Genomic DNA, 16,408 nt, shown 5'->3' on the forward strand with positions numbered 1-16,408 from the left:
GCGTCCTCGGGATCAGGGTGAGCGCGAGGGCGAGATAGCCGCGGGCCAGGTCGGCCCACTGGCGCAGGGCGGGGGCGTGGCCGGCCCTGGCCGCCCTGGTCCGGTCGGTGAGCCCGCGCCGGATGTTCTCGGCGGCCCTGCGGACGGTCGTGGCCGGGTCGGCCGGGATGCGGGCGGTGCTTGCGTCGGCCGCGAGGGCCGGGACCGGCGAGGCCGGCAGTGCCTGCGCCGAGGCGGTGTCCGCCCAGACCCGGGTGACTGCCTCGGGCGTCCGGCGGTGAAGCATGCGTATACCCATGCCCGCAGTTTTGCGGCTGCGAGGGGTGCGGGGCGTTTTGGCGGGGGCCACGTGAGTGACGGTCCCGCCGGGGGTTGGGCCGTCTTTGTGGTGCGGGTGCGCAATGGGCGATCCCGGGTTGCGGCGGGCCCGCGCGTCCGCGTTCCCCGGTACCGGCGAGGGGCGCCGCGCTCCCCCGGAGTGCGGCGCCCCTCGGCGGACGCGGTCCGTGCCCCGCGCCGAGGCCCCGAGGGGCCGCGGCGTCGAGGCGTGGCGGGCTAGTGCGCCGCCGACTCCCAGTCCGGGCCCACGCCGACCGAGACGTCGAGGGGGGCGCGCAGGTCCACGGCGTGGGCCATCTCGTGGCGGACGATCTCCTCCACGGCGGTGCGCTCGCCCGGGGCGATCTCCAGGACGATTTCGTCGTGGACCTGGAGCAGCATCCGGGACTTCAGCTCCGCGGCCCGCAGCGCGTCGTCCACCTTGAGCATGGCGATCTTGACGATGTCGGCGGCCGTGCCCTGGATCGGCGCGTTGAGGGCCATGCGCTCGGCGGCCTCGCGGCGCTGGCGGTTGTCGCTGTTGAGGTCGGGCAGGTAGCGGCGGCGGCCGAAGAGGGTCGCCGTGTAACCGGTGGCCCGGGCCTCGTCCACCGCGCGGCGCAGATAGTCCCGGACGCCGCCGAACCGCTCGAAGTAGGCGTCCATCAGGGCGCGCGCCTCGGCCGCCTCGATGTTCAGCTGCTGGGAGAGACCGAAGGCGGACAGGCCGTACGCCAGGCCGTACGACATGGCCTTGATCTTGCGGCGCATCTCCGCGTCCACGGCGGACTGCTCGACGCCGAAGACCTGGGAGGCGGCGGTGGTGTGCAGGTCCTCGCCGGAGGTGAACGCCCTGATCAGGCCCTCGTCCTCGGAGAGGTGGGCCATCACCCGCAGCTCGATCTGGCTGTAGTCGGCGGTCATCAGGGACTCGAAGCCCTCGCCGACGACGAAGCCGCGCCGGATGGCCCGGCCCTCGTCGGTGCGCACCGGGATGTTCTGGAGGTTCGGGTCCGTGGAGGACAGCCGGCCGGTCGCGGCCACCGTCTGGTTGAAGGTGGTGTGGATACGGCCGTCGCCCGCGATGGTCTTGATCAGGCCCTCGACGGTGACGCGGAGCTTGGCCTGCTCGCGGTGGCGGAGCATGATCACCGGCAGCTCGTTGTCGGTCTGGGTGGCGAGCCAGGCCAGGGCGTCGGCGTCCGTGGTGAAGCCGGTCTTGGTCTTCTTGGTCCTGGGCAGGGCCAGCTCGTTGAAGAGGACCTCCTGGAGCTGCTTGGGCGAGCCGAGGTTGAACTCGTGGCCCGCGGCCGCGTGCGCCTCCTTCACGGCCTGCTGCACCGCGCCCGCGAACATCTGTTCCATCGCTTCCAGGTGGGCGCGGTCGGCGGCGATGCCGTGCCGCTCCATGCGGGCGAGCAGCGCGGAGGTGGGCAGCTCCATGTCGCGCAGCAGATCGGCGGCGCCGACCTCCTCCAGGCGGCTCTCGAAGGCCTCGCCCAGGTCCAGGACGGCGCGGGCCTGGATCATCAGGGCCTCGGCCTCGGCGGCCTCGTCGGTACCGAAGGCCAGCTGGCCGTCGGCCGCGGCGGCCGGCGCCAGCTCGCGGTGCAGGTACTCCAGCGACAGCGCGTCCAGGTCGAAGGAGCGGCGGCCCGGCTTGACCAGGTAGGCGGCGAGCGCGGTGTCCATGCGCACGCCCTCGACGCGCCAGCCGTGCTCGGCGAAGACGCGCATGGCGCCCTTGGCGTTGTGGAACACCTTGGGGCGCTCGGCGTCCGCCAGCCAGGCCGCGAACGCGTTCTCGTCGGCCTCGTCCAGCTCGGCGGGGTCGAACCAGGCGGCCGCTCCATCGGCCGCCGCCAGGGCGACCTCGGCGACCGAGCCGGTGCCCAGCGCCCAGGTGTCGACGGTGGCGACGCCCAGGGGCCGCGTGCCGTGCTCGGCGAGCCAGGGGGCCAGCTCGCCGGTGCGCAGCACGGTGCCGTCGATCTCCACGCCCTCGGCGGCGACCGGGGTGGTCTCGGTCTCGGCGGAGCCGGGGTCCACGGCGAACAGGCGCTCGCGCAGGGACGGGTTGCGGATCTCCAGGGTGTCCAGGACCATCGCGACGCCCTTGCGGTCGTACGGCAGGCGCTCCAGGTCGGTGACCGCCCTGGGCAGCTCCACCTGGCGCTCCAGCTCGGTCAGGACCCGGTTGAGCTTGACCGACTCCAGGTGGTCGCGGAGGTTCTGGCCCGCCTTGCCCTTGACCTCGTCGACGTGCTCCACCAGCTGTGCGAAGGAGCCGAACTGGTTGATCCACTTGGCGGCGGTCTTCTCGCCGACGCCGGGGATGCCGGGGAGGTTGTCGGACGGGTCGCCGCGCAGGGCCGCGAAGTCGGGGTACTGGGCGGGCGTCAGGCCGTACTTCTCCTGGACCTTCTCCGGGGTGAACCGGGTCAGCTCCGAGACGCCCTTGGTCGGGTACAGCACGGTGGTGTGCTCGCTGACCAGCTGGAAGGAGTCGCGGTCGCCGGTGACGATCAGCACCTCGAAGCCCTCGGCCTCGGCCTGGGTGGCGAGGGTGGCGATGACGTCGTCCGCCTCGAAGCCCTCGACGGCGAAGCGCGGGGCGTTCATCGCGTCCAGCAGCTCGCCGATCAGCTCGACCTGGCCCTTGAACTCGTCGGGGCTCTTGGAACGGTTCGCCTTGTACTCGGTGAAGCGCTCGGAGCGCCAGGTCTTGCGGGAGACGTCGAAGGCCACCGCGAAGTGCGTGGGCTCCTCGTCACGCAGGGTGTTGGCCAGCATCGACGCGAAGCCGTAGATCGCGTTCGTCGGCTGGCCCGTCGCGGTCGTGAAGTTCTCCGCGGGCAGCGCGAAGAACGCGCGGTAGGCCAGCGAGTGCCCGTCCATGAGCATCAGCCGGGGACGGGTACCGCCGGGGGTCTGGTCGGTCTTCTTCGATGCTTTCTCTGCCACGCCACCGATCCTGCCACGCCCCACCGACACTCCGGACCGTCCGCCGTCGCCGGGCGGCCCCCGCGCGGGTGGCGGGCGCCCCGGCGGAGGAGGACGGGCGAGCGGACGGGGCGCCGAGCCGGCCGTACCCGCCGTCACCCCCTCGTGGGAGGATCCCTCCGTACACGGCACACGCAGTCGAAGGGGAGCGTTGCGATGGCGACGAAGCCGCCCAAGGGCGATCCGGTGCAGGACGCGCCGCAGGTCGCGGAGCCGAAGCACGCGGCGGCCGGGCTGCCGGCCGTGAAACACACCCTGCGCATCGCCCAGCAGCAGATGGGGGTGCGGCGCACCGCGCTGACGCTGCTGCGGGTGAACCAGAAGGACGGCTTCGACTGCCCCGGCTGCGCCTGGCCGGAGCCGGACCACCGGCACACCGCGGAGTTCTGCGAGAACGGCGCGAAGGCGGTGGCCGAGGAGGCCACCAAGCGCCGGGTCACCCCGGAGTTCTTCGCCGCGCACCCCGTGGCCGACCTGGCGAACCGGAGCGGGTACTGGCTGGGCCAGCAGGGACGGCTCACCCACCCCATGTACCTCCCCGAGGGCGCGGCGCACTACGAGCCGGTGACCTGGGAGCGCGCCTTCGGGATCATCGCCGAGGAGATCGCCGCGCTCGCCTCCCCCGACGAGGCGGTCTTCTACACCTCGGGCCGCACCAGCAACGAGGCGGCGTTCCTGTACCAGCTCTTCGCGCGCGAGCTGGGCACGAACAACCTGCCGGACTGCTCGAACATGTGCCACGAGTCCTCGGGCTCGGCGCTGTCGGAGACGATCGGCGTCGGCAAGGGCAGCGTCCTGCTGGAGGACCTGTACAAAGCCGATCTGATCATCGTGGCGGGCCAGAACCCGGGCACCAACCACCCGCGCATGCTCTCCGCGCTGGAGAAGGCCAAGGCGAACGGCGCGAAGATCGTCAGCGTCAACCCGCTGCCCGAGGCGGGCCTGGAGCGGTTCAAGAACCCGCAGACCCCGCAGGGCCTGGTCAAGGGCGCCGCGCTCACCGATCTGTTCCTGCAGATCCGCATCGGCGGCGACCAGGCGCTCTTCCGGCTCCTCAACAAGCTGATCCTGGAGACCGAGGGCGCGGTCGACGAGGAGTTCGTCCGCGAACACACCCATGGCTTCGAGGAGTTCGCCGAGGCCGCGCGGTCCGCCGACTGGGAGGAGACGCTGACCGCGACCGGTCTGAGCCGCGCGGAGATCGAGCGGGCACTGGAGATGGTGCTCGCCTCGCGGCGGACCATCGTCTGCTGGGCCATGGGCCTCACCCAGCACAAGCACTCCGTGCCGACCATCCGCGAGGTGGTCAACTTCCTGCTGCTGCGCGGCGACATCGGCCGGCCGGGAGCGGGCGTGTGCCCGGTGCGCGGCCATTCGAACGTGCAGGGCGACCGCACCATGGGCGTCTTCGAGCGCCCCGCCCCGGAGTTCCTGGACGCCCTGGAGAAGGAGTTCGGCTTCGCCCCGCCCCGGGAGCACGGCTACGACGTCGTACGGGCGATCCGCGCGCTGCGCGACGGCGAGGCGAAGGTGTTCTTCGCCATGGGCGGCAACTTCGTCGCCGCCTCCCCGGACACCGAGGTGACCGAGGCGGCGATGCGGCGGGCGCGGCTGACCGTGCACGTGTCGACCAAGCTGAACCGCTCGCACACCGTCACGGGCGCGCGGGCGCTGATCCTGCCCACCCTGGGCCGTACCGAGCGCGATGTGCAGGCGAGCGGCGAGCAGTTCGTGACCGTCGAGGACTCGATGGGCATGGTGCACGCCTCGCGCGGCCGGCTGGCGCCCGCGAGCGCCCATCTGCTGTCCGAGCCGGCGATCGTGTGCCGGATGGCGCGCGCGGTGCTCGGGGAGCGCAGCGTGGTGCCGTGGGAGGAGTTCGAGAAGGACTACGCGGCGGTCCGTGACCGGATCGGGCGGGTGATCCCCGGGTTCGGCGACTTCAACGCGCGGGTGGCCCGGCCCGGCGGCTTCGCGCTGCCGCACGCGCCGCGCGACGAGCGCCGGTTCCCGACCGCCACCGGCAAGGCGAACTTCACCGCGGCGCCGGTGGAGTTCCCCGAACTGCCCGCGGGGCGGCTGCTGTTGCAGACGCTGCGTTCGCACGACCAGTACAACACCACGATCTACGGCCTGGACGACCGCTACCGGGGCATCAAGGGCGGCCGCCGGGTGGTGCTGGTGCACCCGCAGGACGCGCGCGAGCTCGGGTTCGCCGAGGGCGCGTACGTGGATCTGGTCAGCGAGTGGCGGGACGGCGTGGAGCGGCGGGCGCCCGGTTTCCGAGTGGTGCTCTATCCGACGGCCCGGGGCTGCGCCGCGGCGTACTACCCGGAGACGAACGTGCTGGTGCCGCTGGACGCGACCGCGGACACCAGCAACACCCCGGCCAGCAAGTCGGTGGTCGTACGCCTGGAGGCGCACGCGGAAGGCCGTCTGGAACAATCGGCGACCGACTGAGCGTTCGCTCAGCCAGAGACAGGTGTACGACGAACGGAGCCGGCCCATGGGCGAGCAGCAGCAGGTGAGATTCCCGCAGGAGGTCATAGACGAGTACGCGGCGCTCGGCGTGGACCTGCCCGCCCTGTTCTCGGCCGGGGACCTCGGCACGCGGATGGGCGTGCAGATCGTGGAGGCCTCCGCGGACAAGGTCGTCGGGACCATGCCGGTGGAGGGCAACACCCAGCCGTACGGCCTGCTGCACGGCGGCGCCTCGGCGGTGCTCGCGGAGACCCTGGGCTCGGTCGGCGCCATGCTGCACGGCGGCAGCACCAAGGTCGCGGTCGGCGTGGACCTCAACTGCACGCACCACCGCGGGATCCGCTCGGGCCTGGTGACCGGCGTGGCCACGCCCGTGCACCGGGGCCGGTCGACGGCGACGTACGAGATCGTCATCAGCGACGAGCAGGGCCGCCGGGTGTGCAGCGCGCGGCTGACCTGCATGCTGCGCGACGTCCGGCCGCAGGACGGCGCACAGGCGCCCGCCTCGGCCTGACGGTCCGGAAAGCCGAAGGCCCGGTCACCCCGACAGGGGACTGACCGGGCCTTTCTCGTTTTTTGACGCCATTTCGCCCCGCGCGACGGAAAAGCGGAATTCCATCGTCCGGCCTTGGCGGGCACATGGGATCAGTGCGGACATGTCGGGGCCCGGTCGACCGAATTCCTGTATGGCGCACCTTTCTTTTCAGCCGTAACACTGCGTAACACGGATGCAATAAGCACCCTTGCCTCCCCTTCGCGGACGGGCGGCCGAGTGATCTTTCCGGGCCGCCTCCGGGCCCCGCCGGGCCGAGCTGCCGGGCCTGCGGGCCCATGGCCAACCGGAAGTGCGCATTCTCAAAATGTGGACCTCGGGGAAATTCCGCCAAAACGGCCGAGAGTATCCCCGCCGGAACTCATCCGTCCATCCCGTCATAACAAGAAAGTCACAAGCGCGCGCACGGCGATGCCCAGCTCTGCATAGCGGGCTTAGAGTCACGGCCAGTCACCGCTCCAACGGGAGTTCGGTACCGGCGCGGCACTTCGCCGTCCCTCGAAGGGACCGCTCATGCCCGCGGAAAGGATCGATTGTGCGACAGCGTTCTCTGGTGATTCTTACCTCCGTGCTGACGACCGGAGCTCTGACTCTCACCGCCTGCGGCTCCCGCAACAATGACGGCAAGGGCGGCGACAGCGGCAACGTGACGGTCACCATCGGCGTGGACGCGCCGCTGACCGGCCAGAACTCCGCGACGGGCCTGGGCATCCAGTACGGCGCCCAGATCGCGGTCGACGACGCGAACAAGAACAAGACGGTCCCGGGCGTGACCTTCAAGGTCAAGGCGCTGGACGACAAGGCGATCCCCGCCACCGGCCAGCAGAACGCCACCCAGCTGGTCGCCGAGAAGGACGTCCTCGGCGTGGTCGGCCCGCTCAACTCCGGTGTGGCCACGCAGATGCAGCAGGTCCTCGACACCGCCAACCTGGTGGAGATCTCCCCCTCCAACACCGCCCCCGAGCTGACCCAGGGCAAGAACTGGCAGACCAAGAAGGTCCGTCCGTTCAAGACCTACTTCCGCACCGCGACCACGGACGCCCTCCAGGGCGCGTTCGCCGCGGACTACGCCTACAACGGCCTGCACAAGAAGAAGGCGTTCGTCGTCGACGACAAGCAGACCTACGGCGCGGGCCTCTCCAAGCTCTTCAAGGAGCAGTTCGTCAAGCAGGGCGGCCAGGTCATCGGCACCGACCACGTCAGCGTGGGCGACCGCGACTTCTCCACCCTCGTCACCAAGATCAAGAACTCCGGCGCCGACCTGCTCTACTACGGCGGCCAGTACGACGAGTCCCAGGTGCTGACCAAGCAGCTCAAGGACGCCGGCGCCAAGATCCCGCTGTTCGGCGGCGACGGCATGTTCACCCCGACCTACATCAAGACCGCCGGCAAGGCCGCCGAGGGCGACCTGGTGACCTCCATCGGCGTCCCGGTCGACACCCTGCCCGCCGCCAAGGACTTCGTGGCCACCTACAAGGCCAAGAAGTACCCGGGCGACTACGGCACCTACGGCTCGTACTCCTACGACGCCACCACCGCGATCATCAAGGCCGTCGGCCAGGTCGTGAAGGACGGCAAGATCCCGGACGACGCCCGCGCCAAGGTCGTCGACGCCGTCCAGCACAACTCCTTCGACGGCATCTCCGGCAAGATCTCGTTCGACGAGTACGGCGACACCACGAACAAGCAGCTGACCGTCTACCAGGTCGTCAATGGTGCGTGGAAGTCCGTCAAGAGCGGCACGGCCAACCCGAAGTAGTCCCGGAACACACCGCAGCACCAGGGCCGCGCGGCACCGACCACCGTCACCGCGCGGCCCGCCCTCTACCGCCACCTTGACTCTCCCCACCACATGGAGGCCATGCGGTGAACACCCTGCCGCAGCAGCTGGCCAACGGGCTGTTCCTCGGCTCGATGTACGGCCTGATCGCCATCGGGTACACGATGGTGTACGGCATCGTCCAGCTCATCAACTTCGCTCACGGCGAGATCTTCATGACGGGAGGCTTCGGCGCCCTCACGGTCTATCTCGCCCTCCCGGACGGCATATCCATGTGGATAGCCCTGCCGGCGATGCTCGTCGGCGGCGCCCTGGTCGCCGTCCTCATCGCCGTCGGCGCCGAACGCTTCGCCTACCGGCCACTGCGCGGCGCGCCACGCCTCGCGCCGCTGATCACGGCCATCGGCCTCTCGCTCGCGCTCCAGCAGCTCGTCTTCAACCTCTACCCGAACGCCAAGACGTCCCGGGTCTTCCCCCAACTTCCCTTCGGGCCCTACCACCTGGGCTCGATCACCGTGCAGAGCGGCGATGTCTTCCTGATCATCGCCGCCCCGCTGTGCATGGCGGTCCTCGCCTTCTTCGTGCGGCTCTCGCGCACCGGCCGCGCCATGCAGGCCACCGCGCAGGACCCGGACACCGCCCGGCTGATGGGCATCGACACCAACCGCATCATCGTGATCGCGTTCGCCATCGGCGGTCTGTTCGCCGCGGTCGCGGGCACGGCGTACGGCTTCAAGTACGGCAACGTCGAGTACACGATGGGCTTCCTGGCCGGCCTCAAGGCCTTCACCGCGGCCGTCCTCGGCGGCATCGGCAACATCTACGGCGCCATGCTCGGCGGCCTCGTCCTCGGCCTCGCCGAGGCCATGGCCACCGCCTACATCGCGGACATCCCCGGCATGCAGCAGCTCGGCGGCCAGGGCTGGGCGCCGGTGTGGGCCTTCGTCCTCCTCATCCTCGTACTCCTCATCAGGCCACAGGGCCTGCTCGGCGAACGCGTCGCGGACAGGGCGTGAGCAGCATGACCGACACCACCCTCCAGAGCCCGGCAGAGCGCGGCCCGCTGCCGCTCCCGCCCGCCGTGGCCCGGCCGCTGATCGCCGTCGGTGCCGTCGGCACCATCGCCAGCGCCTTCATGAGCTGGACCTGGACGCCGGACTTCCCCGGCAATCTGACGATCTACGGCTACCCGGCCGGACTCCAGATCCTGGCGTTGGTCGCCGGCGCGCTCACCCTGCTGTACGCGCTCGCCCTGTGGCGGGTGAAGGGCCTCGGCTGGCTGAATCCGTCGGACGCCACCAGCCCGGTGTTCCTGACCAGCCTCTCGGCGTTCACCGTCTGCTGGTTCACCGGCATCGCCATCGCCGTCGACCTCGGTGGTCTGGTCAACCTCGACCCGGGCGCGTACGTCGCGATGGTGGCCTCCGCGCTCCCCGTCATCGGCGCCCTCGCCCTGCCCCACCCGGCTCCGGGCACCGGCGTCAAGGGCTACCTCACCAAGCCCGAGCAGCCCCGCCACGGCACCCTGGCGCCGCTCGCGGAGCGGCTCGTCGTCACCGTCGGCACCGTCATCGGCCTGGTGATCTTCACCTACGGCATCGGCATCAACGACGACGACAGCGAGACCTTCATCGGCTTCCTGCTGGTCTGCGTGTTCGCCGCCTGGGGTCTGGTGCACTCCGGGCTCCTCGACCGGTACTCGGCCATGTCCGCCCGGCACAAGGGCTTCGCGGCGGCGCTGGCCCTGCTGGCCGCCGTGGCCTTCCCGTTCACGCAGAGCGACGACCACAACGCCAACATCGGCGTGAACATCCTCATCTTCGCCACCGTCGCCCTCGGCCTGAACATCGTCGTCGGCCTCACCGGCCTGCTCGACCTCGGCTACGTCGCCTTCCTCGGCGTCGGCGCCTACGCGGCCGCCCTGGTCTCCGGCTCCGAGTACTCCCCCCTGCACGTCCAGTTCCCCTTCTGGGCCGCCGCCCTCACCGGCATGGCCGCCTCCCTGGTCTTCGGCGTCGTGATCGGCGCTCCGACGCTGCGGCTGCGCGGCGACTACCTGGCCATCGTGACGCTCGGCTTCGGAGAGATCTTCCGCATCGCGGTCAACAACCTGGACGGCGACTCCGGACCGAACGTCACCCGCGGCCCCAACGGCATCACCCAGATCCCCGACATCAAGCTCTTCGGGTTCAACCTGGGCGACGCCCACACACTCGGCTCGTTCACCCTCGGCCGGTTCGCCAACTACCTGTTCCTGATGCTGATCGCGACCGCGATCGTCGTCGCGGTCTTCACCCGCGCCGCCGACTCCCGCATCGGCCGCTCCTGGATCGCGATCCGCGAGGACGAGACCGCCGCGACCGCCATGGGCATCAACGGCTTCCGGGCCAAACTGATCGCCTTCGCCCTCGGCGCCTCCCTCGCGGGCCTGGCCGGCACCGTGATGGCGCACGTGAACTACAGCGTCAACCCGCAGCCCTACCAGTTCGCCGGCGCCGCCCCGCCCAACTCGGCCTTCCTGCTGGCCGCCGTCGTCCTCGGCGGCATGGGCACCGTCAGCGGCCCGCTGCTCGGCGCCAGCCTGCTGTACCTCATCCCGGAGAAGCTCCAGTTCATGCAGAACTACGAGCTGCTCACCTTCGGTGTCGCGCTGATCCTGCTCATGCGCTTCCGGCCGGAAGGCATCATCGCCGACCGCCGCCGCAAGCTGGAGTTCCACGAGACCGGCCAGCTCGACGTACCGGCACAGACGACGCTGTCCGACGGGGCGACCGTCGCCAAGGCAGGGGCGTAAGGAACCATGACGACACCTGTACTCGAAGCCCGTGACGTCACCATGCGGTTCGGCGGCCTGACCGCCGTGCGGTCGGTGGACTTCACGGTCAACAGCGGCGAGATCGTCGGCCTGATCGGTCCGAACGGCGCCGGCAAGACCACCTTCTTCAACTGCCTCACCGGCCTCTACGTCCCCACCGAGGGCACGGTCGCCTACCAGGGCAAGGTGCTGCCGCCCAAGCCGCACCTGGTGACGCAGGCGGGCATCGCCCGCACCTTCCAGAACATCCGGCTCTTCGCCAACATGACCGTGCTGGAGAACGTCCTCGTGGGCCGCCACACGCGGACCAAGGAGGGCCTGTGGTCGGCGCTGCTGCGCGGACCCGGCTTCCGCAGGGCCGAACGGGAGTCCGAGGCACGGGCGATGGAGCTCCTGGAGTTCGTCGGCCTGGCCGGCAAGCGCGACCACCTGGCGCGCAACCTGCCCTACGGCGAGCAGCGCAAGCTGGAGATCGCGCGGGCCCTGGCCAGCGAGCCGGGGCTGCTGCTCCTGGACGAGCCGACGGCGGGCATGAACCCGCAGGAGACCCGGGCCGCCGAGGAACTGGTCTTCGCCATCCGGGACAGGGGCATCGCCGTCCTCGTCATCGAGCACGACATGCGGTTCATCTTCAACCTGTGCGACCGCGTCGCCGTGCTCGTGCAGGGCGAGAAGCTGATCGAGGGCACCTCCGACGTCGTCCAGGCCGACGAACGGGTCGTCGCCGCCTATCTGGGCGAGCCCTTCGAGGGCGAGCCGGGCGCGGCGGAGGCCGCGGAGGTCGAGGCGGCGGAGACCGCCGACAGCACGGAGGGAGAGGCCCGGTGACCGCACTGCTTCAGGTCGAGGACCTCAGGGTCGCCTACGGCAAGATCGAGGCCGTCAAGGGCATCTCGTTCAGCGTCGAGGCCGGCCAGGTCGTGACCCTCATCGGCACCAACGGCGCCGGCAAGACGACCACCCTGCGCACCCTGTCGGGTCTGCTCAAGCCGGTCGGCGGACAGATCCTCTTCGACGGCAAACCCCTCACCGGGGTCCCCGCGCACAAGATCGTCGCCCTCGGGCTCGCCCACTCCCCCGAGGGCCGGCACATCTTCCCGCGGCTGAGCATCGCCGAGAACCTCCAGCTCGGGGCGTTCCTGCGCAAGGACAAGGAAGGCATCGAGCAGGACATCCAGCGGGCCTACGACCTCTTCCCGATCCTGGGCGAGCGGCGCAAGCAGGCCGCGGGCACCCTCTCGGGCGGTGAGCAGCAGATGCTGGCGATGGGCAGGGCGCTGATGTCCCGGCCGAAGCTGCTGATGCTGGACGAGCCGTCCATGGGGCTGTCGCCGATCATGATGCAGAAGATCATGGCGACGATCGCCGAGCTGAAGTCCCAGGGCACCACGATCCTGCTGGTCGAGCAGAACGCGCAGGCCGCGCTCTCGCTCGCCGACCAGGGACATGTGATGGAGGTCGGCTCCATCGTGCTGTCGGGCAGCGGCCAGGAGCTGCTGCACGACGAGTCGGTCCGCAAGGCCTATCTCGGCGAGGACTGACACTCGTGCTCCACGCACGATGATGCCCGCGCCCCCCCTTGCCTGGGGCGCGGGCATCGTCGTGCGCACGCGGCGGCTCAGTCCTTCTTCGCGGACTTCTTCTCCTCGTTGTCCGCGATCACGGCCTCGGCGACCTGCTGCATCGACATGCGGCGGTCCATGGAGGTCTTCTGGATCCAGCGGAAGGCGGCCGGCTCGGTCAGGCCGTACTCGGTCTGCAGGACGGACTTGGCGCGGTCGACCAGCTTGCGGGTCTCCAGCCGCTGAGTGAGGTCGGCGACCTCCTGCTCCAGCTGCTTCAGCTCGGTGAAGCGGGAGACGGCCATCTCGATCGCCGGCACCACGTCGCTCTTGCTGAACGGCTTGACCAGGTAGGCCATCGCACCGGCGTCCCGGGCCCGCTCGACCAGGTCGCGCTGGGAGAAGGCGGTGAGCATCAGGACCGGCGCGATGGACTCCTCGGCGATCTTCTCGGCCGCGGAGATGCCGTCCAGCTTGGGCATCTTCACATCGAGGATGACCAGGTCGGGGCGGTGCTCGCGGGCCAGCTCGACGGCCTGCTCGCCGTCGCCGGCCTCGCCGACCACGGTGTAGCCCTCCTCCTCCAGCATCTCCTTGAGGTCGAGACGGATCAGGGCCTCGTCCTCGGCGATGACGACACGGGTCGTCAGCGGAGGCACGTGCGACTTCTCGTCGTCGGGCGCGTCTACGGGCTGGGGCGACTCGGCGGTCACGGGGGCTCCTCGTTCAGGGCAGGGGTACTGCTGACAAGAGCCTACCTAGCTACGGTATGGTGGACGCGCGGAGGGTCGGGGGAAACCTTTGATTCTGCGAGCCCCGGTAGCCCAATTGGCAGCAGGCAACGGATTCAAAACCCGTACAGTGTCGGTTCGAGTCCGACCCGGGGCACTTTTCCTTGTGTTCCAAGGTCACCGGTTCGGTGATCACCGATTTCTGCGGGCCCCTTCGGGAAGGGGCCCTTTTCGCGTTCCGGGCCCGGCTCATTCCGCCGGGCTGTCGTCCTCGCCGATGTGGTGGACCCGGACCATGTTGGTGGAACCGGAGACCCCGGGCGGGGAGCCGGCCGTGATCACCACGACGTCGCCCTTCGCGCAGCGGCCGTACTTCAGCAGCAGCTCGTCCACCTGGTCGACCATGGCGTCCGTGGAGTCGACGTGCGGGCCGAGGAAGGTCTCGGCGCCCCAGGTGAGGCTGAGCTGGGAGCGGGTGGCCGGCTCGGGGGTGAAGGCGAGCAGCGGGATGGGCGGGCGGTAGCGGGACAGCCGGCGGGCGGTGTCCCCGGACTGGGTGAAGGCCACGAGGAACTTGGCGCCGAGGAAGTCGCCCATCTCGGCGGCGGCCCGGGCGACCGCGCCGCCCTGGGTGCGGGGCTTGTTCCGCTCGGTCAGCGGCGGCAGCCCCTTGGCCAGCATGTCCTCCTCCGCCGCGATGACGATCTTCGCCATGGTGCGCACGGTCTCGACCGGGTACTTGCCGACGCTGGTCTCGCCGGACAGCATCACCGCGTCGGTGCCGTCGAGGACCGCGTTGGCGACGTCGGAGGCCTCGGCGCGGGTCGGGCGGGAGTTGTCCACCATGGAATCGAGCATCTGGGTCGCGACGATGACCGGCTTGGCGTTGCGCCGGGCGAGCTTGATGGCGCGCTTCTGCACGATCGGCACCTGCTCCAGCGGCATCTCCACGCCGAGGTCGCCGCGCGCGACCATCAGCCCGTCAAACGCGGCCACGATGTCGTCCAGGTTGGCCACCGCCTGCGGCTTCTCGATCTTGGCGATCACCGGGAGGCGGCGGCCCTCCTCCGCCATGATGCGCCGCACCACGCGGGCGTCGTCGCCACTGCGCACGAAGGAGAGGGCGACGATGTCGAACCCGGTGTGCAGCGCCCAGCGCAGGTCCTCCTCATCCTTCTCGGAGAGGGCGGGCACGGAGACGGCGACGCCGGGCAGGTTCAGGCCCTTGTGGTCGGAGACCATGCCGCCCTCGACGACCCGGGTGTGCACGCGCGGGCCGTCGACGGCGGTGACCTCCAGGCAGACGCGGCCGTCGTCCACCAGGACGCGCTCGCCGGGGGCGACGTCGTCGGCGAGGCCGGCATAGGTGGTGCCGCACCGGTGGCGGTCGCCGGCCACGCCGTCCTCGACGGTGATGGTGAAGGTGTCACCGCGTTCAAGCAGTACCGGACCCTCGTCGAAACGGCCGAGGCGGATCTTCGGACCTTGAAGGTCGGCGAGGATTCCGACGCTGCGGCCGGTTTCGTCGGCAGCCTTGCGCACGCGCTGGTAACGCTCCTCGTGTTCGGCGCGAGTGCCGTGGCTGAGGTTGAAGCGGGCCACGTCCATTCCGGCCTCGACCAATGCCTTGATCTGGGCATACGAGTCGGTGGCAGGCCCCAATGTACAAATGATCTTTGCTCGGCGCATGGTTCGAGCCTATGACTTACCCGCCGGTAGAGATTCCGGGCCGCATGACCACTCAACAACCTTTACGTGAAACCTTATTGACAAGTGTTGAATTGTGCGGACGGCCGCTCCTATGAGCAATTTCCGGGTGGCTGGAAACCGGCGGGCCGATGTCTTATCCCTCCTCGACCAGCGGGGTGAGTTGGGGGGCGTGCCGGGCCTGTGGGACGGCGGAATGCGATTCGCGCAGGCCGAAGGTGGTGAAGGCGGTACGGGACGGCAGCGGATAGGGCTCCTTTCCGGTCAGCGAGTTGAGAATGGTGGCACCCCGCCAGGCGGCCAGGCCGAGGTCGGGGGCGCCGACGCCATGGGTGTGCAGTTCGGCGTTCTGGACGTAGACGGAGCCGGTCACCGCGGGGTCCAGGACGAGGCGGAAGTCGGCGTCGATCCGCGGGCGGTCGCTGCCGTCGCGGCGGACATAGGGGTCGAGCCCGGCGAGCAGCCGGCCGAGGGGGCGCTGGCGGTAGCCGGTGGCGAGGACGACAGCGTCGGTGGCGAGCCGGGAGCGGCTGCCCTCCTGGAGGTGCTCCAGATGCAGTTCGATCTTGCTGTTGGCGATCCGGCCCGCGGTGCGCACCCGCACCCCGGGGGTGAGCACGGCGTCGGGCCAGCCGCCGCTCAGGGTGCGCCGGTACAGCTCGTCGTGGATGGCCGCGAGGGTGCCGGCGTCGACGGCCTTGTGCAGCTGCCACTGGTCGGTGACGAGCCGGTCGCGCACGGGTTCGGCGAGGGCGTGGAAGTAGCGCGTGTAGTCGGGGGTGAAGTGTTCCAGGCCGAGCTTGGAGTACTCCATCGGCGCGAACGCGGCGCTGCGGCCGATCCAGTGCAGCCGCTCCTCGCCGACCGGGCGGTGGCGCAGCAGGTCGAGGAAGATCTCGGCACCGGACTGTCCGGAGCCGACGACGGTGATGTGGCCCGCGGCGAGCACGGCGTCGCGGTGGTCGAGGTAGTCGGCGGCGTGCACGACGGGCAGGCCGGGGGTGTCGACCATGGGCTTGAGGGGTGCGGGCACATGGGGGACGGTGCCGACGCCGAGGACGATGTTGCGGGTGTAGGCGCGGCCGAGGGCGTCGGCCTCGCCGTCGGCGTCCAGCTGGGTGAAGTCGACCTCGAACAGGCCCCGTTCGGGGCTCCAGCGCACCGCGTCCACCTGGTGGCCGAAGCGCAGTCCGGGCAGGCGCTCGGCGACCCAGCGGCAGTAGGCGTCGTACTCGGCGCGCTCGATGTGGAAGTGCTCGGAGAAGTAGAAGGGGAACAGCCGCTCGCGGGTTCTGAGGTAGTTGAGGAAGCTCCAGCGGCTGGTGGGGTCGGCGAGGGTGACCAGGTCGGCGAGGAAGGGCACCTGGATGGTGGAGCCCTCGATGAGCAGCCCGGGGTGCCAGCTGAAGCCGGGCCGCTGTTCGTAGAAGACAGCGTCGAGTTCGGGCAGGGGGTGGG

General features: G+C 70.2%; 12 protein-coding genes and 1 tRNA gene. 8 read left to right on the forward strand and 5 right to left on the reverse strand.

What is annotated here, in order from left to right; all coding sequences use genetic code 11:
* Window positions 1-298, reverse strand: a 298-nt coding sequence (locus FRZ03_RS30840; protein ID WP_186785710.1) for a hypothetical protein, incomplete at its 3' end; no start/stop codon positions are given.
* Between the two features lie 257 nt (window positions 299-555).
* Window positions 556-3,282 carry a DNA polymerase I gene (polA, locus tag FRZ03_RS30845; protein ID WP_146468377.1) on the reverse strand — a complete coding sequence of 909 codons (2,727 nt, stop codon included), beginning with the start codon at window positions 3,280-3,282 and terminating at the stop codon, window positions 556-558.
* Window positions 3,283-3,477: 195 nt separating this feature from the next.
* Between polA and FRZ03_RS30850 the strand changes: the two genes are divergently transcribed.
* The 7 genes from FRZ03_RS30850 to FRZ03_RS30880 all read left to right on the forward strand — a co-directional run bounded on the left by FRZ03_RS30850 (window position 3,478) and on the right by FRZ03_RS30880 (window position 12,491).
* Window positions 3,478-5,781 carry an FdhF/YdeP family oxidoreductase gene (locus FRZ03_RS30850; protein ID WP_146468378.1) on the forward strand — a complete coding sequence of 768 codons (2,304 nt, stop codon included), beginning with the start codon at window positions 3,478-3,480 and terminating at the stop codon, window positions 5,779-5,781.
* Between the two features lie 46 nt (window positions 5,782-5,827).
* The gene (locus tag FRZ03_RS30855) at window positions 5,828-6,316 is read left to right on the forward strand and encodes a PaaI family thioesterase (RefSeq protein WP_146468379.1); all 489 of its coding nucleotides are present in this window, start codon (window positions 5,828-5,830) and stop codon (window positions 6,314-6,316) included.
* Window positions 6,317-6,890: 574 nt separating this feature from the next.
* Window positions 6,891-8,114 carry a branched-chain amino acid ABC transporter substrate-binding protein gene (locus tag FRZ03_RS30860; RefSeq protein ID WP_186785711.1) on the forward strand — a complete coding sequence of 408 codons (1,224 nt, stop codon included), beginning with the start codon at window positions 6,891-6,893 and terminating at the stop codon, window positions 8,112-8,114.
* A gap of 107 nt (window positions 8,115-8,221) precedes the next feature.
* Window positions 8,222-9,151 (forward strand): branched-chain amino acid ABC transporter permease, encoded by a 930-nt coding sequence (locus FRZ03_RS30865; protein ID WP_146468380.1) that lies wholly within the window; start codon window positions 8,222-8,224, stop codon window positions 9,149-9,151.
* Between the two features lie 5 nt (window positions 9,152-9,156).
* Window positions 9,157-10,929 carry a branched-chain amino acid ABC transporter permease gene (locus FRZ03_RS30870; protein WP_146468394.1) on the forward strand — a complete coding sequence of 591 codons (1,773 nt, stop codon included), beginning with the start codon at window positions 9,157-9,159 and terminating at the stop codon, window positions 10,927-10,929.
* Between the two features lie 6 nt (window positions 10,930-10,935).
* Entirely contained in the window at window positions 10,936-11,778 is an 843-nt protein-coding gene (locus FRZ03_RS30875; RefSeq protein WP_146468381.1) for an ABC transporter ATP-binding protein, read from the forward strand.
* Window positions 11,775-12,491: an ABC transporter ATP-binding protein gene (locus tag FRZ03_RS30880; RefSeq protein WP_146468382.1), complete on the forward strand. Its 717-nt coding sequence runs from the start codon at window positions 11,775-11,777 to the stop codon at window positions 12,489-12,491. Before FRZ03_RS30875 ends, FRZ03_RS30880 begins: the two co-directional genes overlap by 4 nt.
* A gap of 77 nt (window positions 12,492-12,568) precedes the next feature.
* On the opposite strand, the gene FRZ03_RS30885 is transcribed toward FRZ03_RS30880, so the two are convergent.
* Window positions 12,569-13,225: an ANTAR domain-containing response regulator gene (locus FRZ03_RS30885; protein WP_146468383.1), complete on the reverse strand. Its 657-nt coding sequence runs from the start codon at window positions 13,223-13,225 to the stop codon at window positions 12,569-12,571.
* Between the two features lie 100 nt (window positions 13,226-13,325).
* Between FRZ03_RS30885 and FRZ03_RS30890 the strand changes: the two genes are divergently transcribed.
* Window positions 13,326-13,400 (forward strand) — tRNA-Leu (locus FRZ03_RS30890).
* A gap of 92 nt (window positions 13,401-13,492) precedes the next feature.
* Here the strand turns inward: FRZ03_RS30890 and pyk are convergent.
* Both pyk and FRZ03_RS30900 read right to left on the reverse strand, forming a co-directional pair.
* Window positions 13,493-14,932, reverse strand: a complete 1,440-nt coding sequence (gene pyk / locus FRZ03_RS30895) for a pyruvate kinase (RefSeq protein ID WP_146468384.1) — start codon at window positions 14,930-14,932, stop codon at window positions 13,493-13,495.
* A gap of 154 nt (window positions 14,933-15,086) precedes the next feature.
* On the reverse strand, window positions 15,087-16,408 hold a 1,322-nt coding region (locus tag FRZ03_RS30900), incomplete at its 5' end, for a lysine N(6)-hydroxylase/L-ornithine N(5)-oxygenase family protein (protein WP_261399415.1).

It is taken from the genome of Streptomyces misionensis, assembly GCF_007896895.1.
Classification (GTDB): Bacteria; Actinomycetota; Actinomycetes; order Streptomycetales; family Streptomycetaceae; genus Streptomyces; species Streptomyces misionensis_A.